The sequence below is a fragment of the Streptomyces sp. NPDC026673 genome (assembly GCF_040638135.1).
Lineage (GTDB): Bacteria > Actinomycetota > Actinomycetes > Streptomycetales > Streptomycetaceae > Actinacidiphila.
Map to the genome: position 1 here is coordinate 25,461 of NZ_JBEZXR010000068.1, position 23,129 is coordinate 48,589.

General features: G+C 65.8%; 21 protein-coding genes and 3 pseudogenes. 13 read left to right on the forward strand and 11 right to left on the reverse strand.

What is annotated here, in order from left to right:
- Positions 1-63: 63 nt before the first annotated feature.
- Both AB0F62_RS33080 and AB0F62_RS33085 read right to left on the reverse strand, forming a co-directional pair.
- Entirely contained in the window at positions 64-693 is a 630-nt protein-coding gene (locus AB0F62_RS33080) for a helix-turn-helix domain-containing protein (RefSeq protein WP_361807873.1), read from the reverse strand.
- Positions 683-1,147: a nuclear transport factor 2 family protein gene (locus AB0F62_RS33085; protein ID WP_361807876.1), complete on the reverse strand. Its 465-nt coding sequence runs from the start codon at positions 1,145-1,147 to the stop codon at positions 683-685. Before AB0F62_RS33085 ends, AB0F62_RS33080 begins: the two co-directional genes overlap by 11 nt.
- Positions 1,148-1,537: 390 nt before the next feature.
- On the opposite strand from AB0F62_RS33085, the gene AB0F62_RS33090 reads away from it, so the two are divergent.
- From AB0F62_RS33090 to AB0F62_RS33105, 4 genes are all read left to right on the forward strand, one after another.
- Complete coding sequence (locus tag AB0F62_RS33090; RefSeq protein WP_361807879.1) at positions 1,538-1,705, forward strand: hypothetical protein; 168 nt, start codon at positions 1,538-1,540, stop codon at positions 1,703-1,705.
- A 347-nt stretch (positions 1,706-2,052) separates the two neighbouring features.
- A complete protein-coding gene (locus AB0F62_RS33095; protein WP_361807933.1) occupies positions 2,053-2,427 on the forward strand; it encodes a DUF488 family protein in 375 nt (124 codons plus the stop codon).
- 148 nt (positions 2,428-2,575) lie between these two features.
- The gene (locus AB0F62_RS33100) at positions 2,576-2,821 is read left to right on the forward strand and encodes a YlcI/YnfO family protein (RefSeq protein WP_361807882.1); all 246 of its coding nucleotides are present in this window, start codon (positions 2,576-2,578) and stop codon (positions 2,819-2,821) included.
- Positions 2,822-3,193, forward strand: a complete 372-nt coding sequence (locus tag AB0F62_RS33105; RefSeq protein ID WP_361807885.1) for a toxin Doc — start codon at positions 2,822-2,824, stop codon at positions 3,191-3,193. It abuts the gene before it with no gap.
- 63 nt (positions 3,194-3,256) lie between these two features.
- On the opposite strand, the gene AB0F62_RS33110 is transcribed toward AB0F62_RS33105, so the two are convergent.
- Entirely contained in the window at positions 3,257-4,651 is a 1,395-nt protein-coding gene (locus AB0F62_RS33110) for an amidohydrolase family protein (protein WP_361807888.1), read from the reverse strand.
- 204 nt (positions 4,652-4,855) lie between these two features.
- Positions 4,856-6,106: an MFS transporter gene (locus AB0F62_RS33115; protein WP_361807891.1), complete on the reverse strand. Its 1,251-nt coding sequence runs from the start codon at positions 6,104-6,106 to the stop codon at positions 4,856-4,858.
- 148 nt (positions 6,107-6,254) lie between these two features.
- On the opposite strand from AB0F62_RS33115, the gene AB0F62_RS33120 reads away from it, so the two are divergent.
- The 6 genes and pseudogenes from AB0F62_RS33120 to AB0F62_RS33145 all read left to right on the forward strand — a co-directional run bounded on the left by AB0F62_RS33120 (position 6,255) and on the right by AB0F62_RS33145 (position 12,562).
- Positions 6,255-7,169, forward strand: a complete 915-nt coding sequence (locus tag AB0F62_RS33120; RefSeq protein ID WP_361807894.1) for a LysR family transcriptional regulator — start codon at positions 6,255-6,257, stop codon at positions 7,167-7,169.
- A gap of 1,480 nt (positions 7,170-8,649) precedes the next feature.
- Positions 8,650-9,153 carry a MarR family transcriptional regulator gene (locus AB0F62_RS33125; protein ID WP_361807897.1) on the forward strand — a complete coding sequence of 168 codons (504 nt, stop codon included), beginning with the start codon at positions 8,650-8,652 and terminating at the stop codon, positions 9,151-9,153.
- Between the two features lie 264 nt (positions 9,154-9,417).
- Positions 9,418-9,621, forward strand: coding sequence for a hypothetical protein (locus tag AB0F62_RS33130; protein ID WP_361807900.1), 204 nt, complete (start codon positions 9,418-9,420; stop codon positions 9,619-9,621).
- A gap of 1,419 nt (positions 9,622-11,040) precedes the next feature.
- Positions 11,041-11,322: a transposase domain-containing protein gene (locus AB0F62_RS33135; RefSeq protein ID WP_361807936.1), complete on the forward strand. Its 282-nt coding sequence runs from the start codon at positions 11,041-11,043 to the stop codon at positions 11,320-11,322.
- A gap of 120 nt (positions 11,323-11,442) precedes the next feature.
- Positions 11,443-11,664, forward strand: a pseudogene (locus tag AB0F62_RS33140) (IS4/IS5 family transposase); the annotation flags it as partial.
- Positions 11,660-12,562, forward strand: coding sequence for a hypothetical protein (locus AB0F62_RS33145; protein WP_361807942.1), 903 nt, complete (start codon positions 11,660-11,662; stop codon positions 12,560-12,562). The pseudogene AB0F62_RS33140 and the gene AB0F62_RS33145, both read left to right, overlap by 5 nt.
- 398 nt (positions 12,563-12,960) lie before the next feature.
- Here AB0F62_RS33145 and AB0F62_RS33150 read toward each other — a convergent pair whose 3' ends face one another.
- From AB0F62_RS33150 to AB0F62_RS33175, 6 genes are all read right to left on the reverse strand, one after another.
- Positions 12,961-13,734, reverse strand: coding sequence for an ABC transporter permease (locus AB0F62_RS33150; protein WP_361807903.1), 774 nt, complete (start codon positions 13,732-13,734; stop codon positions 12,961-12,963).
- Positions 13,721-14,827 carry an ATP-binding cassette domain-containing protein gene (locus tag AB0F62_RS33155; protein WP_361807906.1) on the reverse strand — a complete coding sequence of 369 codons (1,107 nt, stop codon included), beginning with the start codon at positions 14,825-14,827 and terminating at the stop codon, positions 13,721-13,723. The genes AB0F62_RS33150 and AB0F62_RS33155 overlap by 14 nt, the downstream gene beginning before the upstream one ends.
- A gap of 73 nt (positions 14,828-14,900) precedes the next feature.
- On the reverse strand, positions 14,901-16,118 hold the full coding sequence (locus AB0F62_RS33160; protein ID WP_361807909.1) for a cytochrome P450: 1,218 nt from the start codon (positions 16,116-16,118) through the stop codon (positions 14,901-14,903).
- 73 nt (positions 16,119-16,191) lie between these two features.
- Positions 16,192-17,148, reverse strand: coding sequence for a DUF2332 domain-containing protein (locus tag AB0F62_RS33165; protein ID WP_361807912.1), 957 nt, complete (start codon positions 17,146-17,148; stop codon positions 16,192-16,194).
- Entirely contained in the window at positions 17,145-18,086 is a 942-nt protein-coding gene (locus AB0F62_RS33170) for a polyprenyl synthetase family protein (protein WP_361807915.1), read from the reverse strand. The genes AB0F62_RS33165 and AB0F62_RS33170 overlap by 4 nt, the downstream gene beginning before the upstream one ends.
- A gap of 253 nt (positions 18,087-18,339) precedes the next feature.
- The gene (locus tag AB0F62_RS33175; RefSeq protein ID WP_361807918.1) at positions 18,340-18,477 is read right to left on the reverse strand and encodes a hypothetical protein; all 138 of its coding nucleotides are present in this window, start codon (positions 18,475-18,477) and stop codon (positions 18,340-18,342) included.
- A 508-nt stretch (positions 18,478-18,985) separates the two neighbouring features.
- On the opposite strand from AB0F62_RS33175, the gene AB0F62_RS33180 reads away from it, so the two are divergent.
- A complete protein-coding gene (locus AB0F62_RS33180; RefSeq protein WP_361807939.1) occupies positions 18,986-19,705 on the forward strand; it encodes an IS5 family transposase in 720 nt (239 codons plus the stop codon).
- A 751-nt stretch (positions 19,706-20,456) separates the two neighbouring features.
- Here the strand turns inward: AB0F62_RS33180 and AB0F62_RS33185 are convergent.
- Positions 20,457-20,801, reverse strand: a pseudogene (locus AB0F62_RS33185) (transposase); the annotation flags it as partial.
- 1,253 nt (positions 20,802-22,054) lie between these two features.
- On the opposite strand from AB0F62_RS33185, the gene AB0F62_RS33190 reads away from it, so the two are divergent.
- Both AB0F62_RS33190 and AB0F62_RS33195 read left to right on the forward strand, forming a co-directional pair.
- Complete coding sequence (locus tag AB0F62_RS33190) at positions 22,055-22,744, forward strand: transposase (RefSeq protein WP_361807921.1); 690 nt, start codon at positions 22,055-22,057, stop codon at positions 22,742-22,744.
- A 12-nt stretch (positions 22,745-22,756) separates the two neighbouring features.
- Positions 22,757-23,014 (forward strand): annotated as a pseudogene (locus AB0F62_RS33195) (transposase); the annotation flags it as partial.
- Between the last annotated feature and the right edge of the window lie 115 nt (positions 23,015-23,129).

Here is a 23,129-nt window from a genome sequence, read left to right on the forward strand (position 1 = left end):
GACAGGCGGACCGATGTGCCCCTTGGGAGTCGGGCACATCGGTCCGCGGCCAGGACGGGCCTTTCACCAGGCGCGGACCTGAGGTCCGGGTCCCTCCAGAGGGGTGCGCCCAGGGGCGCGCATCCCGTCGAGCAGGAGCGTGATGACGCGTCGCCATCCGTTGGGTCCTGCATCAACGCCAAGACTGTGATCAGTATCCAGTGACGCACGTGAGCAGATCATGATGTCTTGCCAGGTTACGTCCTCGCGCAGGGCGCCGACTGCGCGTACGCGCTCGGTCAGCCGGATGACCGCGTCCTGCAGGGCGGCGGTCCGCTCCGCAAGCTCGGGCGAGGGCGGCACCTCGCATGCCGCGGTCACCTCGGCCAGCCCGAGGTTGTCCCGGTGCGCCCCTGCCAGCTCCATCACGAACTCGGTCAGGCCCTTCCACGCGTCCGCACGTTCCATACATACCTGAGCGGCGTCGCACAGCTCGTCATAGAGGCTGAGCACCACGGCGTCGAGCAGCGCCTCCTTGGTGCCGAATCGCCGGTACAACGTGCCCACTCCCACGCCGGCCACCTTGGCGATGTCCAGAGCCGACACATCAAGCCCACGGGAGGCGATGGCCTCCTGTGCCGCGGCAATCAGCAGACGCCGGTTGCGCCGCGCGTCCGCCCGGCCTCCGGGCATGGCATCGGATTCACGCGGCATCCGGCGTCCAGTTCTCCAGCGGGTCCATCCGGAGCCGAGTCAGCAGCACCGAGTCGATCAGCCACTGTCCGTCGACCCTCCGGTAGGTCTCCCGGTACTGTCCGTAACCGTTGTGGCCCTCCGGGGCGTCCTTTCCGGCTGGGAAGGTCAGCAGGTCCTGCATTGACCAGATCCCGGAAGCCGTGTCAGGCCCGGTGATATCGATCTCAGGCATGTGTCCGTGGTGCACGGACGGTGCGGGGCCAGTGAGATCACGGACCGTGTACGCGAACTCCTGCGGCGACTTCCACGTGATGCCATCGGTCACGAGCTTGGCGTCGGGGGTGAACAGCGCGGCCAGCTCATCGTGCTTCTTCTCGTCCACGAAGCGGAAGTAGCGGGCCTTGAGCTTCTTGATGCTCTCGACGCTCTCGAGCACGTCCAGCCTGCGGATGATGTCCTCGCGATCACTCATGATCGGCCTCCTCATGCATACAGCACCCACCCAGGGCACTTACGGAAACGGACGACTACCGTCCCTTCCGTAAAGTACCACAAGGGGACGGCCGCCGTCCGGTTCACTTGCCCCGCTCTTCGCCACAGTGGTCCGACCACCTCACGACCAGGTCGCCAGGCCGTCCCATCGCGGACTGGCGACTTGGCAACCGCCCTCCGCCCGCTTGATCCGATGACGACCCAGGCCTGATCCGCTTTGGCGGACATCCGAGATCCGGGGTTCTGCCCCGGGAGGGCGTCCATCGTGGAGGGCATGGGGGAGAAGAAGCCGTGTCCTCGCCGCTCGTTCACGCCGGACCAAGGCGGAGATCGTCGAGCTGTGCTGGCGTAGTGACCGTCGGTCGACCAGGTGGCCAAGGACTTTGATCTGACCGAGACTGCGGTACGCGACTGGGTGAAGCAGGCCGAGGTGGATGCGTGTGAGCGGGACGGCCTGAGTGGCAGCCAACGCGAGGAACTGGCCGCGCTGCGGCGGGACAGCCGCCCGCGCCGGGAGGACCTGGAGGTCCTCAAGTGATCGGGACGCACCGCCGAGAGGTTCGCCTCGGCGAGGCGTGCAGGGCAAACTGACAGGTGCGGTCATCGTGCTATCTCCTTCGGCACTTTGAAGATCAGTGGTGGCCGTTCGTCCATGCGGGCATCAGCCCGGACGTCGCGGCACCCCGTCGGGTCCAACCGGTTACACCCCTTCCAAGGACGCAACCCCCGAGTCCCCAGCTGAGCCAGTACCCGGAGGCGGTGCTGCAGCCGGCGGATGCCGCCACAGGCGCCCGGAACAGCCGCCCGTGCAGGCGGGCCCCGACGTCGTACCACCGATAGAGTGGAGATCACGGGGATTCCGCACCAGGGAAGGCGATGATGGCCATGGCCCGACGGTTCGGCTACCGAAGGATCTATGAGGACGCCTCATCCCAAGAGGGCAAACGCGTTCTGGTCGACCGGCTATGGCCCCGAGGTATGAGCAAGGAGCGAGCCCGTCTGGACGAGTGGCTCCGCGACGTGGCACCGTCGGCTGACCTTCGCCACTGGTACCACCACGACACGGCACGCTTCCCCGAGTTCCGCGAGCGGTACATCGCCGAACTCGAGGACCCCGATCACCGGCCAGCCGTCGAGCACCTGCGAGACCTCGCCGCCCACAACAGGGTCACCTTGCTCACCGCCACCAAGGACGTCGAGCACAGCGAGGCGGCCGTCCTTGCCGGATGGCTCGACTCCGCGGAGTCCGCGAGCCACTAGTACTCACGCCGGAGTTCTGGTACTCGTGCTGGTCAACGGCAAGGCCTCTGCTGCCCAGGATGCTGGGCACGGGTGCTCACATCGCCCTTGACCAGCTGGCGCGCCCCATTCCACACCGCTGCTGTACGCTTTGCTGTACGCTGAGGGTATGTCGAAGCCAGTCACAATCCGGGTCCCCGAGGAACTTCACGCCCTGCTGCAGCAGCGTGCCGAGTCCGAGGGCACCACGGTGACCGCTCTCATCACCGAGGCTGCCCGCAACGCGGTCCGTGACCCCCGCTTGGAGAGCGCAGCCGAAGTCTTTAGGGCCTTTGTCGTAGACCATGCCGACGCGTTCGATCAGGCATTCCCCGACGACGCCCCCGCCCGCCTGGACGCCTCCCGGGTGGCCTGAGTGGACCTGTACATCGACATCCGCTGGCTCCTGGAACGCCAAGCCGACGTCCTACCCAAGCAGCCCTCGGTCCACGACTTCTCCAACCTCGTGGCCGCCGTCGCCCGCCATCGCGTCAACACCCCCCAGATCGGCGCCACCGTCGACAGCGCCTGGCGCGCCGCAGCCCTGATGCACACCATCATCCGCCTGCGCCCGCTGCCGGCCCGCAACGCCCTGTACGGCGCTGCCCTCGCCACGGCCTACATGGATGCCGCGGGAGAAGGCATCAACCCGCCCTACGGCGCCTTGATCGACCTCGCCCGCGACATCGACACCGGCCGCGCCGACGGATACGACGCGGCCGACCGCATCCGCTCCTGGCGCATCTGAGGGCACCGGCCGACGGCCCATGGGTCACAGCACGGACCGTTGCGGTGCTGGCCAGCTTCTCGCCTACTCTTCGGGCTTGTGGCGGTTGACCCCGCCGTCCCAAGAAGTGTAGGTGTACGGGTTGGATATCTGCTCCGTGTGCGGGAGTTCAGGCTCCTGAGCTGCCTTCCACTCCTTTTCGCCCATGGAGGTGCGGAAGTACTCGACGGTCTCGGTGACCGCCGCGCGGGCGGCGTCCAGAGGCGCGGTGTCGAGCAATGCATGTCCGTACTTGACGACCTTGCCGTTGACCATGACCGTGTGGACGTCGCCGCGACCCGCTTGGAAGACGACATGTCCGTAGGGGTGGATGATCGGGTACATGGCCGGCGACCGATCATTCTTGATCAAGACGAGGTCGGCCTTCTTGCCGACGGTGATGCTGCCGACGGCTGAGGAGAGTCCAAGCGCGTGCGCGCCGCCCGAAGTGGCCCACTGCACGACCTCCTCGGCCCTCAGGTGGTTGTGGACCACGGTCTCGTCACGACCGTGTGCCTCGAGGTGTTCCCGGGCGCGATCCGCACTGAGGGTGGATCGCATGGCGGAGAAGAGGTCTGCACTCCACCACATGCTGGAATCCATGGACAGTGAGACCGGAATGCCGTGCTTACGCAGGTGGGTGGTGGGTGGGTAGCCCTGCCCTGCGTTGAGCTCACTCTCGGAGGACACCGAGACGGTGCCACCGGTGGCCGCGATGCGGTGGTAGGAGTCCTGAGACAGGGACGCCGCGTGGACGTAGGTGACGTCTCGGGTCATAAAGCCGTTTTCCCACATCAAGCGGATGCTGTCGTCGCTGGTGGCCCCCCACACGCCGGCGTGCGTGGTGACGCGCAGCCCCAGGTCGCGTGCGGTCTCGAAAGCCTTGCGCTCGGGGAAGTCGGGGTCTGCGGTGACGTCGAACGCCAGCTGGAGACCGAGCATGTCGTCGCCCGTGGTGAACCGGCGCGACGCGAAGGCCTTGAAGTCGGGACTGGCGGCCCACTCCCACGGGGCGCCGAGCAGGTTGCCGTAGGCGAGTATGTAACGCCCGGGCGTGGCCTGGAGGGCATCGACGGCGGCGTCGGCATGGTCCAGGGTCTGCAGGCCGTGTGACCAGTCCAGGGTCGTGGTCACCCCCGCGTCGAGCGCTTCGACAGCGGCGAGGAGATTGCCGGCGTAGATGTCCTGGGGCCGGAAGAGCTTGCCCCAATTCAGGTAGCAGAACACGAAGTACTGGCTGAGGGTCCAGTCGGCTCCGATGCCGCGCAGAGCTGTCTGGTACATGTGGCGGTGGGAGTCGATCATTCCGGGCATCAGGATGCCGCCGGTAGCGTCGATTTCGGCCGTACCCTCGGGAACGGTCAGATTGTGGCCGATCGCCTCGATGCGCTCCCCGATGACGAGCACGTCGCCGTCTTCGAGGGCGTCGTGGGAGTCCATGGTCAGCACGGTGGCGTGGCGGAAGACGACAGGGCGGCCGGGGGCGAATTCGTCTGGACCCGCGACGTTCTGGCGCGAGGGGACGTCCTTGGAATGGGAGTTCATGATCGGTGCTGTTCCTTGTGGCAGTGGTACTGATGGAGTCGGGTGGCAAGCGCGATGACCGCGCAGTGGTGCTGCGGATCGGTGGCCCATGTCGTGGGCTTAGCCGGTGGCGCGGACACCGAGTCGGTGTGAGGTGCGGACCGCGATGAGTGCGCCCAGTGAGAGCGCTGCGGCGAAGCCGATCATCGATGGGCGTAGACCGAACTGGCGCGAGGCGAGGCTGAAGCCGATCGAGGGCAACCCCATTCCGGCGTAGGCGATGGCGAAGAACACGGCTAGCACGCCGGCCCTGGAAGCGGGCCGCGCGGCCGCCACGCTCTGCCCAACGGAAACCTTGAACAGCAGTCCGGCCCCGGCCCCGGTTATCGCCGCTGCGACGAGGAACAGCCCCAGTGCCGGATGGAAGAGCGACAAGGCGGTCAGGGCCAGGCCGACCGGGAAGAACACGACGCCCGTTGTCAGCATGCGGGGAGCGGGCAGTTGTCCCAGCGCCAGTTGGGCTGCTGCGGAGGCAGCGAATACCGCGAAGGGAGCGAGTCCGGTGATGAAGGAGGCGGAGGTGCGCAGCACGTCACGGACCATCACCGCACCGAGAGACGAGAAAAAGCCCATCACTGCGAACGCGAAGAAACCGATGCCTGCTGCGGCGGCGAAAACCGCGCCGCCGCCCGGCCGCAGCCCGAATCGGGCAGGAGGCTCTCGTATCGTCTGCCGGTCCACGGTCTCCGGGCCCGCCAGGACCAAGAATCCCAGAGTCACGAGTATCACGCCGAACAGCGCGAAGGGAGTGGTCAGGGGCGCCGGAGCCCACTGAGCCAGTGCTCCGGCGACCAGTGGTCCCAGGGCCAGGCCGCCGAGGTTGGAGGCGGTCGCCACCAGACCGGGCAAGGGCGACCCGACTCGCTCCGGATGAGCCCGGCCGTGCAGGTCGCTCAGGTAGGCGGTGGCGGTGGAGGCCATCAGCCCTGTGCCGACCCCCGTCACCACGCGCGCGACGAGCAGCCCTGTCACTCCGTGCCAGGTTGCCAGCAGCAGAGCGGCAAGGGAGGAGGTCGAGAGGGCCGCGACGATGATGCGCCGACGCCCGAGCCGGTCGGACAAGTGTCCGAGGAACAAAAACCCCGCGGCGGCACCGACGACCATCGCCGCGAAGGCCACGGTAACCATTGTGGAGCCGAATCCGTCACGGCCGGCGAACAGCGGCCACAAAGGTGTTGGCAGCGTACCGAAGGCCATCAGCGCGCCGAAGGCGGCGGCGACGGTCCAGAAGCTACGCGCAGGTGGGGTTCTTTCGGATGCCTCGTCCAACGCATCGGCGCGACGGGCGGAACGCAGGGAAGACAACGACATGACTCCGCTTGCTCGGAATGAATGATGAAGGCGCACTCGACCCGGTCTACCTGCGCCTTCCTTCCAACCCGTACAACGATCCCCGCGATTTCCACTCTGTGACAGAAGGTAGAGATGCTTGCCATCTCTGTGAGAGATACTTCTCCCCATGGAACTTCGCCACCTGCGGCATTTCGTCGCGCTCGCCGAGGAAGGCAGCTTCACACGCGCCGCCGCAAGGGAGCTGATCGTCCAGTCCGGACTGTCCACCTCCGTGCGAGCCTTGGAGAAGGAACTGGGGGCTCTACTCTTCGTGCGCGGCAGCCGCCCGGTTCGGCTGACCGCCGAAGGCCAGGCCCTGCTGCCTGCCGCCCGCCGCACTCTGAAAGCCGCAGCAGCAGCCAGTCAAACGGTGCAGGACGTACGCGGCCTCCTCTCCGGACACCTGCGCATCGGCACCTACCCGGTCAGCCCTCGCCTCCTGCCGCTGCCCGCGTGGCTGGCCGGGTTCGCCCGCGCGCATCCGGGACTGGAGATCACGGTACGGCAGACCGACGGACCGGCCATGACGCAGATGGTTGCCGACAGTCGGCTCGACTGCGCAGTGGTCGACCCGATAGCCGGTCCACCAGACGGCCTGTATGCCCTGCCTCTGGCTTCCGAATCACTCATGGCCGCCCTACCTGCCGGGCACCCGCTGGCCGAAGAGACAAGCCTGACGCTTCACCAAGTCGCACAAGAGCCCTCTGTCGAGACCGATCTTGCATGGACGACCCGCACACGCACCGACGCGGCATTCGCCGCCGCAGGCATGACTCGACGCATCGTTTGCGAGGTCGCTGATTGGCGACTCGTGCTTGACCTCGTTCGCGCCGGGCTGGGCATCGGCCTGGTACCTCCCAGCCACGTCGACTCCATCGATGAGCAGACCCGGAACAATCTGAGACTCATCCCTCTGGCAGGAGTGGACATCAAGCGCGAGCTGGCCCTGGTACTGCCCGTCGACCAGTCTGCCTCTCCCGCAGCCAAGCGCTTCAGTTCGTACCTGAGCCAGAGGATTCGTGAGAGTGACGCGGAGGCATGATTCCTCAGTTCATTCTCAACTTCCGTGAAGTGACCGACGGAATACATCTCACTGTATCCAGACGCCGAGCTGGCTGGGAAACCGGTTCCTAACCTCTGATCTCGGACACACGAGACACTGGATTGTTGCGGCCTGAGGCGACGGCACGCGGTCGCTGCCGATCTGCGGGTTAATCTCGAAGACCCTGCGGAACTGGGTCCAGTCGGCCGGGGCGACCGGGCGGCGGGAGCGCCGGGCAGAGTTGGCCGGGGGCAAGTTTTCGTATCTGACCACGGCCATCGACCTCGCCTCCCGGTAGCTTGCCGGCTGGGTGATCGCCGATCATATGCGCGTTGGCCTGGTCAACGGCGGTCTGCTTCTGTTCTTTTCCTGCCCGTACCAACGCGACGGCGCGGGCGCGGAACTCAGCGGGATAGGCACGGGGCATGTCCGGCAGCCTTTCGTGAAGGTCGTCAGTTAGCCAGCAGAATTGGAACCTGAGAGGTGGGGCAGGTCAAGATGTCACCCGATCGTGCACCAGACCCATGCCCTCCACCCGGGCCGAATGGACTCGCGGCACCTCGCTGGCGCTAACTTCCACAGCGAACGCGAGGACCGGTTCTGAAGCCGGGCCTTCGCTGACGCCTGCCGCGAGGCCAGTGTCATCCAGTCCATGAATGCCGTCGGTGAGAGACCCTCCAAGACCGCCGGGCCTGGGATGCCGAACGCGAGGCCCACCTCTGGCTGCACCGCTACAACACCCTCCAGCGCCACTCAAACGTCGGACATCGCAGTCCGAGCGCCCACCAGAGAGCACTCCGAACAACATCATCTGCGAGTAGCGGAATGGCCGAAGTCGAACTGCCGTAGTTGACACCGCACTGCACGGGCTGTGGCACGCTCGAGTGCACTGTGTGGCCGAGAACACCCCGAGTGCATTTTGGAACGTCCAATTTGCCACACGGGGTAGGGGCCTGCTATGCGGTCACTCATGTAGGCGAAGAGCAGGCTTCCTACTTGTGAACGCAAGGTTAGTAAAGTTCGCATTATGGGTGAAGTGGACTGCCAATCACGCTCAATGAAGGAAGGGGCCGTATCGCCTTGTTCCAGAATCGGCGTTGAATGACATGACGGGCGTCACTTTGCATGGGATGCTGAAATGGTGACGCAGTCTATGCTTATCGCGTTCACTTCCCGCACGGCGTGATGAACCGCTCGATACGCGTGTTTAAGTCTCGACTGTGGCTGCTCGCCATGGCCGCGCTACCGCTCGGTATTCCCGGCCGAACCGGCGAGGATTTGCTAAATCGTGAAATGGCAGGGAAGCGGCTCGGTAAGGCCACTCTACGACGTATCGGGGGAGTCCCACTCAACTGACGCCGACTGCTAGTTTGAGCACGAGCCGATGTCGCCGCAAATGCTTTGTTCCAATCAATCTCGCGACACCCGTCGATGCCCTCCAGGATGGATTGTCCTGGATGACTAGAAAAAGAAAGACCGAATGCAAGTGGATCAAAGGTTGCCGGACATCCCGGTCGACGAGCGCACTGTGCGGCCCTTGAGTGGAGAAGAGCAGGAATTTATATATTCACTGACCCGCGCGATTTCTGTCTTTCCTCGCGCGATCGACGCGGAATTGAACCGGAACGCAGGGCTGCTGTTCTCGGAGTACACGCCGCTCGTACACCTATCCGGGGCGCCGCAGCAGAGAATGCGCATGAGTGAACTCGCCGCAGCTTGCAACTTTTCTCTCGGCGGCATGACTCGAGTCATTATCCGGCTGGAAAAGCAGGGCTGCGTCATGCGGGTGCAATCTTCACAGGACGGCCGCGCATGGAACGCCGTCCTGACCGACGCCGGGCGGGCCCGCCTACAGGTGGCCGGATCGGCCTTCCTGATCTGTGTGCGACATCACCTCATGAACCATTTCGAGGGCCACGACCTGCCCAGGCTCACAGCCGCGTTCAACAGCGTCGCCGTCGCGAGCGATTCCCCGCAAACCTGACTGACATATTCCAACAGCACCTCAAGCCGCATCCGCAAGAAGCGGCGGCGTCTATGTGTTCGGTCGCGCGCAGCCAAGCAAAGCTCTGTGTCCCGGCGAACTTGGCCGCCGCTCCCGCGTTTCGCACGGCCGCAGGCGGAAGCGGGTACTGTCACAGCCGTCGGTGGGCCAGATGACCAGCGACCGCCCGACCCCGCGCAGTAGGCGGTTTCCGGATTCCGTCCGGGAAACTTCGACATCGATACCATGAGCTGAGGTTTGGGTATGTCGGTCCGCACCCGCCGCACGCACTTCAGCCCCTCGGTGGGCAGCTCCCGATGGCCCGGCTTCCAAGGCGCCGCCTGGCACAACAATTCCGCCGAGGACCTGACGACGATCTCCCTCATACAGTGGGCACACCTCAGCGACCACGGGCTGCCAAAGTGGCATTCCTTCTGGATCACCGTCCGCCAAGCGATCGACAACTGACCGACGAGCCCGCGTCCGCGTCCGCACAGGCCGGCCTCCGCCCTGCCACCAGCACAGTGCCAGCGACCGCCGGGGCATCCCCGCGACGGCCGGAGAAGCGGGCGCACCCGCGCAGGACACCGCGACCTACCCCCCTCCCGGGAGAAGTCAGGTCAGATCGGCAGACACCTAGGGAGCCGCCTCTGACCAGGGCGAATACAGTTCGGCCGTCGGGTTGTGCACAGCAGTCTGCGCAACCCCGCCTCGACATCGAAGTCACCTGTTTGGCGTACCGGAGTCGCCGCCAAGCCTGCACCGCCGTGTCATTGCTGTGACCGCATCCGCGTTCGAGTGGGAGGTGGCCGATGTACAACATGCGTGCCGAACCCATGGCAACCGAGGCCGGGACCTGGCAACGGTGGCACGTTGTCGACCGAGACGGCAGCGCTCTGTGCGGGCAATTCCTGAATGCGAAGACACGCCAGACGCCAGGCGCCCTACACGAGGACTACTGCCGCCCCTGCATGGACGCCGTCACCGCAGCCGCACGCCGCGCCTGAACACACCACAGCGATCAGGCTGCCCGCCCACCGCAGCGTTCCCGCGTCCCCACCCGCGGCCCCGCTCCTTGGAGCTCGGGCGCCGATCCACGGTGGGGGAAGCGTTGCCGACGAAGCCCGCCCGGCCCTCTCACCTCTCCGTTCCACTTGGTGGCCCGACGGGGCGTTCCGCGGGCGGTCAGAGCCACAGGACCCGCACACCACTTGGTCTGGCCTGCGACAATGGGCCGGTGAGTCACGGCAGACCGGCAGGTGAAGGCACAGGTGAGGCCGCGGACCGGGACCGTAGTGCACGCGGTAGTGGCGCCCTGCCAAAAGCAGTCCACCGTACCCACGCGCCAGTACAAGGACGAGGTGTACGTCGTCTGCAGCTGTGACCGACGAGTGGCCGGGTAATGGGCAGCGGCCTCGGAAGTCTCGGTCAACCCCAATCGCGTCTATTGAGATCCTGCACGGTGCGGTCATTGCACGGAGGGAAATCCGGCGAATTACCGCCCATCCACCGGCCGGGCAGGGTCCTCCCGGCCGGCGGGTACTGCAGTACGGCACATCAATGACGTAGTCTCCGCAAGTCACATGCGACGATGCGTGGCCACCGTCCGTGACCGCATTTATGCGCCAGGAATGCCGGCCACGCGAAGCACGAGGTGCGGCCTCACGCCGGGTTGAGCATTCAATGCCACGAAGTTAAGAGCGTAGCGGCGGTGTCAAGCGCGGGCGGGATGCGAGGGGCCTCTGCTATCCAGGGGATCGACCAAGATCTTCCTGAGAAAGCGGAGGCCCGGTGGCTCAGTCTGTCACGGGCGGAACCGATGACGTGTTCGCGCCGGGTCATATCGGTGAGTTAACGCGGGTCATCCCGCCCGAGTTGGTGGATGCGGTGCTGGACGAGTGCGGGGCTCGCGAGCGACGACTTCGGAGCCCGCCCTCTCGCGTCGGGGTGTACTTCGTGCTCGCGCTCGGGCTGTTCAGGCATCTGGGCGCCGGGCTGGTGTGGGGCAAACTCGGGGCCGGACTGGTCGCCTGGGTGCCGCAGCCCTCGGAGAAGGCACTTCGCGATCTGCGTCGGCGGGTCGGGGTGGCTCCGCTCAGGCGGCTGTTCGACGTGCTGGCTGGCCCGCTGGGCCAGCCGTCCACACCCGGAGTGCGCTACCGCCGCTAGCGCACGGTCGCCTTCGACGGCTGCGGGAGCCTGCCCGTCCCCGACCACGAGCGCAACCGGTCCTGGCTCGGCCGCACCGAACGCCGCTACGGCCCGACCGGCTACCCCCGGCTGATGCTCATGACCCTGTGCGAAACAGGCACCCGCGGCCTGATCGCAGCGGTCTTCGGCCCCGCCCCTGAGGGCGAGACCGACTACGCCCATGAACTGGTCGGCCACCTGACCTCGGACATGCTCCTCCTGGCGGACCGCGCCTTCGACAGCAACGAACTGCTCGCAGACATCGCAGCTCAGGGGATTAGTTCCTATACGCGCCACCAGCACACGACGACCACCGGTGCTGGCGCTGCTGCCCGACGGCTCCTACCTGACCCGGATCGGGGGCCTACCGCTGTGGGTGATCGAGGCCGAGATCCACTCCCGCACCGCCGACAGCGGCGACTTCGGCGGGACCTACCGCCTGCTGACCAAGCTCAATGACCACCGCACCGATCCCGCCGACCACCTGGTGCGTCTCTCCCACGAACGCTGGGAGATCGAGATCACCTACCTGGCGCTCCGCCACACACTACTCAAAGGCCGAGTTCTACGTTCGAAGGACCCGGTGGGCCTCAACCAGAAGATGTGGGGACTGCTCGCCCTCTACCAGGCCCTGCGCTCGGTCATGGTGACCGCGGTGGAGACAATGCCCGGCTGCGATCCCGACCGAGCCGCCTTCACCGTCGCTCTGGAAGCCGCCCGCGACACGGTGGTCAGCCGGGTCGGAGCGACCGCGGCCTCAGGGCCGAGCAGCCGTTCCGACCTGGTAGGACACATCGGCGCCCGCGTCCCGCACGCGCTGCTTCCCGGGCGCCGAATGCGACTGTCCGCCCGCATCGTCAAGTGCGGAACCTCCCGCTACAACATCTGCAACCGCGACGGGCGTCCACGCGGCAGCACCCCGATCTCCGCCATCGAGATCACCGTGCACCCACCAGCCCTGCCCAGCGCGCAGGACCCGAGCCGGGCCCTCTCAGGCCGCTGGGGCCAGGTCTGCCAGCTCTTGGCCGCGAACTCCAACCAGGCCATGCACACCCGGGACATCGCGCGGTATCTCGGGCTCCCCACCTCGGGGCGTCCCCTCAGCAGTCTCACCGCGCAACGCTGCTACTGGGCCCGCAACGGCCGACTCATCCGCACCGCGCCGAACACCTACAAGATCACCCTCCCTGATGCCTTGACACCGCCGCTGGGCACTTAACTTCGTGGCATTGATCGATCATCTGCCGGTGGCAGTACCCCTCCGGCTGCCCACCCCTGTCCTCCAGCCACCCAGGCACCGATAGCAGGTTCTGCACCACCGCCCACTCGCCGTCCGTCATGTCCGACGGATAACGCCGGACACGGCGCGGACGGTCGGCCGCGTTGCCATACACGTGCGCGAGACAATCACACGACAGGGTGGTCGAGTTGGACCCGGCCGACGCGCGGGCGTACAACTGCGACAACAGGGCCTCCTGGGCACTCGTTGGTCTCGACAACCCCGAGCTGCACAGGAGGCCCTGCTGTCATGCGCACCTGACGGAAAGGTCACCCAACCGGGAAGCCACACTCGAACCCACGCTCACCATGACCGGTAGAGCAACGGCCAAAGCCCTACTAGTCGGTGTTCTGTCGGGCGAAGGTGCGGACTGCCCACCAGAAGGACAGCAGCGTCATCGCTGCCAGGGCTATAGACCCGGAGAGCAGTGAGTGGGCAGAGAAGTCTCCGCGGAAGCCAGCGCGGCTGGCGTCCATCACATGGGCGACGGGATTGACCCTGGACAATTCCCAGAGCCAGTTCGGGGCGAGTGCCGGGGTGATTGGCAGGAGCGTTCCGGACAGCAGGAACAACGGCATCAGCATTGCGTTGAGTACGGCCGGGAGCTGTTGCTCGCTTTTGATGCGCAGCGCGAGCGCGTAAGAGAGCGACGCGATTGCCATCGACAGGGACGTGATCATCAGCATGCACAGCGCGACCCCGGCCGCGGGCGGTCTCATCCCGAAGACGAGGCAGCAGATGAGGACGATCACTCCGGCTTGAACCATCACGTTGACTGCCACCGTCAGCACCTTGCCCAGTAGCAGTGCCGCCGGACGCATCGGGGTGACGCGGAACCGCTCGAAGACACCGGCACGGTACTCGGACAGCAGGTTCATGCCGACGAAGGAACTTCCGATGATAACCATCTGGACCATCAACGCAGGAGCGAACACCATCCAGAGGCCACCCGGCGGGAACCCGGGTGTGTAGGTGACGAACTTCTGGACCAGGGGGCCAAAGAAGAACATGTACAGGATGGGTTGGGCCAGCCCCATCACCAACCATGTCGGTTGACGATACCGATGGATCATCTCCCGACGGAAAACCAGCCATACGTCACGCCGCAACATCGACGTCCACCTTCCCGGGGCGTTTGGGGGCCCCGGCGCGATGACGGCCACCGCCACCACGGCGGGGGTGTCGAGATCGGCGAGTGCCAGAGGGATTCACCGCTTCGGCTGTCTCCTGGCGCGGTACGCCCTTGCCGGCGGCCTCCCGCAGGGTCCGTCCGGTGAGCGTGAGGAAAACGTCGTCCAGAGTCGGTTGGCTGACGCGCAGCGAGCTCGTTCCTATTCCTGCGATGGTCAGGGCCCGCAAGAAGTCGGGTAGCGCAGCATGGGCGCGCGGTACCCGGAAGCGCACCAGCTCATGGGAGTACGAGACATTCCGAGCTCCGGCCAGCCTCCCCACGATCGCGGCAGTGGCCGCGACGTTCCAAGCGGCGACCCCCACTTCCACGGTGTCACCAGAGACTTGCGCCTTGAGGGAGTCTGGTGTTCCTTCTGCGATGATCCGGCCGTGATCCATCACCAGGACTCGGTCACACAGCGCATCGGCTTCGTCCAGGTAGTGGGTGGTAAGGAACAGCGTCATGCCGTGATCGGCACGCAACCTACGGATGTGGTCCCACAGGTTGGCGCGGCTTTGCGGGTCCAGTCCGGTGGTTGGTTCGTCGAGGAAGAGGAGACCCGGGGTGTGGATGAGGCCGAGCGCGAGGTCGAGTCGGCGGCGTTGGCCTCCCGAGAGTGTCCGGGTGAGGCGTCGCTCCAGGCCCATGAGGTCCAGTTGCTCCGCGAGGTGGACGGAGCGGGTGCGGGCGGCGGAACTGGACAGGCCGTACAGCCTGCCCTGTATCTCCATTTCCTCGGCGACTGTGCTGTCTGGGGAGGCTGCGAAGCCCTGCGCCACGTATCCGATTCTTCTTCGTACTCCGCGTGGATCCGTTAGGAGATCGCGGCCGGCCACGGTCGCCTGTCCGGCTGTGGGCAGGAGGAGAGTCGTGAGCATGCGCAAGGTTGTGGTCTTACCCGCTCCGTTCGGTCCGAGGAAGCCGACGAGTTCCCCGCGTTCGACGGTGATGTCGACTCCGGATACGGCGTTGACGCGTACGCCCTTTGGGCCTTGGCGCTTGAACTGCCGGGCAAGCCCGCGTGCCTTGATCATGGGGTTGCGATGGGTCCTGTCGTGGGCCGGGTGTCAGCCGGGGCGGGTCTGCCGTCGTACGGTGGCTGGGGATTCACCACGCTACGGGCAGGTGATTGATGCCGTAGATCGCCGACGAAACTCGGAAGGGAATCTCGCTGAACCGCATGTCGAGGCGGAGTCCAGGGAATCGCCGCAGCAGGGCGGGATATGCGATTCGCATCTCCATCCGGGCCAGCGGGGCACCGATGCAGTAGTGGATGCCGTGGCCGAAAGCGAGGTGTGCACCGGCCTTGCGGCCGAGGTCGAAACGGTCGCCGTCGGGGGCCAGGGCCTCGTCGTGGTTGGCGGACGGCAGGGAACACAGGAGCCGTTCGCCGCGCCTGATGTGTTGTCCCGCGAGGGTCACGTCGGTGCGGGCCACGCGCGGTACGCCGGTCTGCACCACTGACAGGTAACGCAGCAGTTCCTCCACGACGCCATCAATGTTCTTGCCATCCCGTACGGTCGCCGCGTGGTCGGGATTTTGCAGCAGCAGCAAGGTGCCGAGCGACAACATGTTGACGGTGGTCTCGTGCCCGCCGAGCAGCAGTAGATCGCCGACGCCGGCCAGCTCGCGGTCGTCGATTTCCCCGCCGTGCTCACGTACCAGCAGGCCGAGGATGCCCTCGCCCGGGTTGGCACGTTGTTGTGCCACCAATCGTGCCATGTAAGCCAGTGATGTTCTTGCTGCGGCCTCGCGCGCGGCCCTCGAACGGGTGCCGTCGAAACGGATGACACTGTGTTTGTTGAACTCGGCACGGTCTTCGTAGGGAACGCCGAGCAGTTCGCAGATCACCATGGCTGGAACCGGCAGAGCAAAAGCCTGGACGAGGTCGACCGACGGCCCCGCCTCCTGCATCGCGTCGAGGATCGCGGCGACGCTGGCCTCGATCCTGGGCCTTAGTGTCTCGATGCGCTTGGCGGAGAAGCCCGGGGTGATCATACGGCGCAGTCGGCCGTGCTCGGGCGGGTCGTAAGTCGTCAGATCGCCGTGACGCACAAGGGACTCGGGTGGTGCTGCAACCGAACCGCCGCGGTTGGGGTCCGTCAGCGTCCTGCCGTCGCTGCCGAACCGTCGCGCGTCCGAAAGTACTTCACGGACGTGCTCGTGCCGGGTGACGAGCCAGGCTTGTGACCCGGTAGGGAGCGTCAGCCGCGTGACGGGCTGGTTGGCGCGCAGCACGGCGAGTTCACTGGCCAGGTCGAATCCGTTGCGACGAATGTGGACGGGTATCTGGAATTCTCCAGGAGGTGACATGATGTTATTCATCGGGTGCTTTTGCTCTTTTCCCCTGATCGAGTGGGGTGGCCGGTGCTGGACCATCTGTGATCGGGAGGCTGCATCAGGAGTAGATGCTGACCTGAAGGCGTGGCATCCCGCCCCACTCGACCGGCTCGAAGCAGACTCGGGCCAGTCGCGTATTTCTGGACGCCCGGGTCAAAATATCCTCGATGGCATTTCGGCTCTGTTCGCTCATGTACCACCAGAAAAGGCTGTGCCACACCACTGTGTATGTTCCGGTGTCACTCGGCTGGGAGAGCCGTCTCTTGAGCCATTCCACGGCATCGGCCTTTTCGACTCGTATGTCGGAGCGAGCTGCGAGCGATATCGCGTCATCGAGCTCCATTTGTTCCACATCGCGTTCGTGTGGAATGAACGAGCGCAGGATCATGGCGTCGTGTGGATCGGATGGATCACGCGGTGCGAGATCACAACCTGCCCTGTCGACGATTTCGAATTTATTGGGCTGCGGACCGCTGACTGCCAGCCTCACCGGCGAGTCGAGGTCGCCCCATTCCCATCCGTGCCCGAACCACCGGTAGCGGTCGAGAGCGAGGTTCAAGCCCGCGCAAGCACCGATCTCCAGTAGGCGGACCTTTGGTGCGGCCAGCATGCTCAGGCCGCGCAGCAGTGATCCGGCACGGTTGGGTTGGTGCTGCTGGACCGGTCGGTCCAGCGCGGCCCTTATCTCGGTGGGATTGCGCAGTAGCGTCTGACGGAAGAGCTCACGGGTTCGTTCTGCGTAAACTGGGTTGTCCGCATTCGACATCAGGTCTTTGAGGTGTCCTGACAGTTCGGGGGCTCGTCCGGTCAGGACCAGCAGCCGGACCCCGGCCAGGGCGCGCAGAGAGAACAAAGGCGCGGCAGCATCCGGGTGCTCGGCCAGAATGCGGCCGATGGGACCGTCGCTCTCGATGTCATCAGTGAGCATCGTGAGTATGTCCGCCGACATCGGTGTGTGCCCGCTCATGGCCGAGGCCATTGCGCGGAGGCTTTTCACGCTTTCCTCGGGGATCACGCCGCACCCGCCAGGTCGCTCAGGAGCGAGTCCGCGGCCGATACGTCGACCATCCACTGGATGAGGTCCCGCTGGTCAGAGGGTTCAGCCAGCGACTTCAGAAGGGCCAACAGCTTCCTCTGGACAGCTTCCACCCGCCGGTCGTACCCAGCCGCGATCTCGGCGGTGACCAGACGCCGGCGAAGCTCCGAGCGCGCCGAGACATCGCCCTTGACGCGGGTATGCAGCGCCCCCAGGGTTTGGGCTTCCCGGGCTCCGGCGTCCTCCATCGCATGTGCCAGCAGCAACGTCCAGGTGCCGTTGGCCAGGTCCTCGTCCTCCTCGGCCGCCACCGCGATGGAGGCGCGGTCGTTTGCCATCTGTCGCAGAACGCCGAACAGCAGACCGAACATGCGCCAACCCCTGATGCCCTCGTCATCGGCACCGGCCAGCATGGCGGTCATCGCGGCGTCCCTGCCGTACGGGGCCCCGGACTTTCGGGCGTAAATCCGCATCGTGGCCGCCCACGAACCCGGTTCCTCTGCGGCTGAGACATCACGGAACTGCCCTTCGGCCGCCGCGACCGAGCCGGCATTGAACTCCCATGTCCAGGCCGCTTTGAGCCGGTCAGGTAGAGACTGCCGCTCAATGATCATCTGTGGCACGACACTGAGGCAAGCCGCGCTCGCAATCCCTGCTTGCGCGTTGGAGAGCCCTGCACCGTCCTCGTCGAAATCGGCGTCGGCGAGATCATCGAATGTCTCAGCCCCCGCCCACCAGAGCCTGGATATGACCACCACCGGCAACGCCGGGTCCAAGGCGGAGGTGAGTGCCCCAAGAACAGGAAAGGCCAGTAGCCGGAACGGGCTGTTCACGCTTCCGTCGCTGGCCACAAGACGAGCCACCCCCGCCGCCAGTGACGGATGATCCTCCGAGAGACGATCAAGTTCGGAGCTCACGGCGGCCGACAGTGACTGTCGCCGGTCCAGTAGCTCTCGATAGGTAACGCTTACATCCCTGACGACCATGGGGTGGCGAAATCCTTCTTATTTGGAGAAAACGTGGGGCCGTGGGCGTCGTTGCACCCCTGAGGAAAGTGAAGGCATCCGAAAGATTCCCGACGTCCACGGCTCCACGTTTTCCAGCGTCACATCAATGTGCGTGAGTCGCATCAGCGGACTCGAATCGATGTGACTGGCGATTACCGGGCAACTAGCAGTAGGTCCACGACCCGTTGCCGCGACCTTCTTCATTGGTGACCGTCAGATCGATCTCCTCTTCGGGCTCAGTGGGAACCCACTGGCCCTCAAGGATCTGTTCGATCTCGGTCATCGCAATGGTCTGGCTCATGTCCGAACCTTTCTGGATGCAAATTCGACAGTTTTGCAGGAGCGGTTCCCCCGCTCTCCATACATGCTGCCTCGGGTTATCGGAAGTTCCGGAGTCTTTCGCGTGAACATTAATGAACGGTCCCGGATGTGCGAAGTCATCTCATTTGGTGAGTTCGCGGTGGCGGATGGGCGTGCAAGCAGAGGGGAATGAGGAGGCGGTCGGCGGCGCGTATAATGCGGGCCCTGAAAGGAGAGGGGCTAATGGGTGGGGAACCGAGTTATCACTATCCGAATCCCGAGTGAGAAACCCTTTCGGCAGGCCGCGGGGCTTGCTCCACCTCCGGCGCTCAGGTTGATTCCCTTTGCGCGTCCGAGCCTTTCAGTTCTGGGTGCAGGCGGGCGGTGGATCACGCTCCGGTGGTATGTCGTCGTCAACTGTCCTACGAAGATGGGGAGTTCATGTCGTCGCTGTTGCCGCGTGCGGTATTGGGCGGAAGCACCTTCCTGATCGGATGGTCTCGAACGGGATGGTGTGGAAGTTGCGGACCCGGTCTGCCTGGCGGGATGCATTCGAGTGGGACAGGTCCTGGGTCACGTTGCACACGCGGTTCCGCCCGCGGGCTGCCGATGGCACCGCACCCTCGGCCGGGTGCTGCGGGCTGCCCAGGTTAAGGCGGATGCGGCCGGTGCCGTCGACTGGATGGTGTCGGTCGACTCCACCGTCGTGCGGGCCCACCAGCATGCCGCCGGGGCCCGAAAAGGGGGCTCCGCAGCCCGGGGCTCGGACGGTCGAGGGGTGGCCTGACCAGCAAAATCCACTCGCCTGCGACGGCCTGGGCCGCCCGCTCGGCTTCACGGTCACCGGCGGCAACACCAACGACTGCACCCAGTTCACCGCCGTCATGCAGACCATCCGCGTGCCCCGGATCGGACCCGGCCGGCCCCGAATCCGGCCCTCTCACGTCACCGGAGACAAGGGCTACAACTCCCGGGCCATCCGCACCTGGCTGCGTGAGCGGGGCATCGCCCACACCATCCCCGAGCGGGCCGATCAAATCCGCAACCGGCTCCGCCGCGGCCGCCGCGGCGGACGGCCCCCGGCCTTCGACAAGACGGTCTACAAGCGGCGCAACGTCGTGGAACGCTGCTTCAACCGCCTCAAGCAATGGCGCGGCATCGCCACCCGCTACGACAAGACCGCCCAGTCCTTCCAGGCCGCCGCCACCCTCGCATCCCTGCTGATGTGAGCGTGACGTTTAACGACAGGATCTAGGCGGAATAGGCCTCCGGTCGACAGGTCACGACCCTGCAGGGCAGTTGGAAACTCTCTGAACCAACGCCGTTCAGCTCGAAGCCGTTACCCCGGGAGGCCGCACGACACCCTGATGCTCCCATCATCGCCAGCCTTCCAGGCCTGGGGGGGGCATTGGCCCGTGCCCGTGCTTTCTCGCCGAGATCGGCGACGATCGGAACCGATGTGCCTCTGTCGGATCTCTGAAGGCCCACGCCGGCCCCCATCGGCTACCCGGGCGAACGGCAAGACGTGCACCGTGCTGAGCCGCCGGGTCAAGAATCAGCGTCTGGCTGCCGCCAGCCGTGTGTGGGGCCCTCGCATCCCTGACCGGCTCACCAGGCGTCAGAGCTCACCACGATCGTCGGGCAACGGACAGTTGTATTGATCACGAGCGTTGTGGCCCCACAGAACCTCTTCAACCGCTTCATGAGGATGCCCTTCCACCTCCTCCAGCGCGGAGCGCCCTACGACAAGACGAGGGGCCTTGGCCGGCCGGCCCGGGGCCGAAGGCCCTGCAGCAGCCGCTTGACGAGATGGACGCGCGACATGCCAGCCCGGGGCGAAAATGGCTCGCAGATCTGTTCGATCGCAGGAGGCTCCGGTCTGCCCGGCCCCCATCGGCATCCCTGGAGCGAACAGTGACGACAGCGAGAGCCTGATTCTCCTGGGCCGCGGGCATGCCGCCGATCCGCTTACATCGCGGATCGCGCTGATCTGCGCCGGACTGAGTCGATCGCGCACCGGCTCCAGTCGAGCTCGCCGGGTGAGCCGACTTCGTCGAGCACCAGTCGCTGCAGCTTGGCCCACACTCCGGCCTTCGTCCACTCGGCGAACCGACGATGCGCGGTCGCGCCTGACGGCCCGAACGACGGCCCGGGCAACTGCTGCCACGTACAACCCGAGGTGGCCACTAAGACGATCGCAGCAAGTACTTCCCGATCCCCGTGCCGTCGGCGGCCACCACCTTGCGGCCTTGTCGGCGCGGGCGGCACCACCTGCTGGAACAGCTCCCACAGTTCATCCGGCACCAGTCGCTCAACGATCCCCACGTCCGCAGGCTATCGAATCGACCAAATGAGATAGCCCCCAGAGGGCCACCGCTGCCTATCTCATGCAGAGGGGAGTCTGGTCTGCCCGTTCCCACCCTTTCGCGCTGCCCCTATCGACCGTCAGGCGCAGCCAGCACCACTACCGAATCGCTGACCTCCGGCCTGATGCGCACGTGATCGTCTCGGGGTTCACGTCCGGTGCGGGGATGCAAGGGTGCGCGATATTCGTTGGTATGCCCGGCGCTTCCGTATTTATGGTTGGGTTCTCATAGGCGGGCGTCGGTGGCCCGGTGGCGTGGAACAGTCGGTGTGGGCGTTCGCAAGGGCCAACGGTCGGGTGGGTGGGCTTCAAGCGTCGTGCGGCGCGGGCCATTCGAGCGGAGACGCTGACCATGTGAGCACCACGGTCGGGGCCGTGCCCCAGGTGTAAAAGGACTTGGTCAGTGCCCCGGGGGCACGCAGCAGGTTGTGGGTGATCGCCCACAGGGTCAGCCGGGCCGCGTCGGACTGGAAGGACCCGGCGGGCGGATGGGGCCAGGGCCTGTTTTGCCGTCTACGGTGACCTGCTCGATGGGGGCGCGGTGCCAGTTGTCGGTGTACGAACTCGGTTCCCGTCCCTGCTGTAGGTGGTCTGGCCTGGCCCTGGCGCCCGAGTTTGTCCCGCAGGTGTCCTTCGCGCGCAGGCGGGGGTGGTCCGCCGCGACTGGCCCGGCTGCGTCGGCCGGGTACGTCGCCGCTTTCAGCAAACTGGTGCAAAACCATGCCAAGGGCTGTGGCTTGCTACCACGTGGTGGGCTGGGTGGATCTGATCAACCGCCACGTCTCACCGCCGGCGGGTTCACACCGGCTGCATGCAGCGTGCTGGATGTGTCACAGGCCGCGCCTGAGGGTCCGGGTGAGGTGGCCGGGATCGGTGAACGCAGCGTTGGCCATGGGACTGTACAAAGAACGGCACCTCTCTGTGTCAAGCGTCTGAGGCTGTGGCAGGGGTCGCTCAAGTTGCACCTGCCGCCTGCGGGCTGGCCCTCGAACGGCGTGCGTCCCGGCCACAGCCGCCGACGGGAGTGGCTCAAGAGAGTTCTGCACTGCCAGGCGTTGGTCTGCCCTCCTCGTCGGTCACCCGAAGCTGTCCACGGAGGAGACACCGTGCCACCCCGCCGCTCCGCCGACGCCGCATCAGGCCGGGTCATCATCGCGATCGACCCGCACAAGGCATCCTGGACGGCGTCGCCGTCGGCGCCCGCCTTCGGCCGTTGGACGCATTACGCGTCCCGGTCAGCCGAGCCGGCTACCGCGATCTGCTCCGCTTCGCCCGGCGGTGGCCCGAGGCGATAGGGGCTATTGAAGGCGCCGGTGGACTGGGTGCCCCGCTGACCTCGCGGCTGGCCGCCGATGGCATCTCGCCCACGGACGTGCCTGCCAAGCTCGCCCGCCGGGTGCGTCTGCTGTCCACCGGCCACGGCCGCAAGAGTGACGAGGCCGACGCCCTGTCCGTGGGGATCACCGCCCACACCGCCACCAGGCTCCACACCGCCCAGATCGACGAGGCCATCGCAGCCCTGCGCTCTTTGACCGAGCACCGCGACGACCTGGTCCGGACCCGCACTCAGACCGTCAACCGCCTTCACGCGTTGCTGACCAAGCTCGTGCCCGCCGGCTTGTCCCGCAAGCTGACCGCCGATACTGCTGCCGCAGCCCTGCGGGGCATCCGGCCGAAGGCGTCGCTGGCCCGCACTTTGCGCGGCCTGGCCAGGGACCTGGTCGCCGAGATCAGCCGACTGGACCGCCGGATCACCACCGTCACCGAGCAGATCACTGGAGCAGTAGCCGAGTCCAGCACCACCCTCACCGAACTCCACGGCATCGGGGACCTGCTGGCAGCGAAGATCCTCACCCGCACTGCCGGCGTCGGCCGCTTCCGCTCGGAGGCCGCATTCGCCTAATACTGCGGCGTCGCTCCCCTGGAGGTGTTCTCCGGGGACGTGAAGCGACACCGACTCTCACGAGCAGGAGACCGGCAGCTGAGCTCCGTCCTGCACGTCATGGCCATCACCCAGATCCGCCACCCCACCCCGGGACAGGCCTACTACCAGCGCAAACGCAGCGAAGGAAAAGGCCACAAAGAAGCCCTCCGCCGCCTCAAGCGCCGACTTGCCGTCGTCTACCGCACGATGCTCCACGACCGGGATACCTCTCTGATCGCCCCCACTTGACACAGAGAGGTGCCATTCGATGGACAGGAACGCCGGAAGCGCTGCGCTGATCACCTCGGAGGCAGGAAAATCGGCTCGGGTGTCCCGGTCAGCCGATGGGTCTGCGATGCCGGTG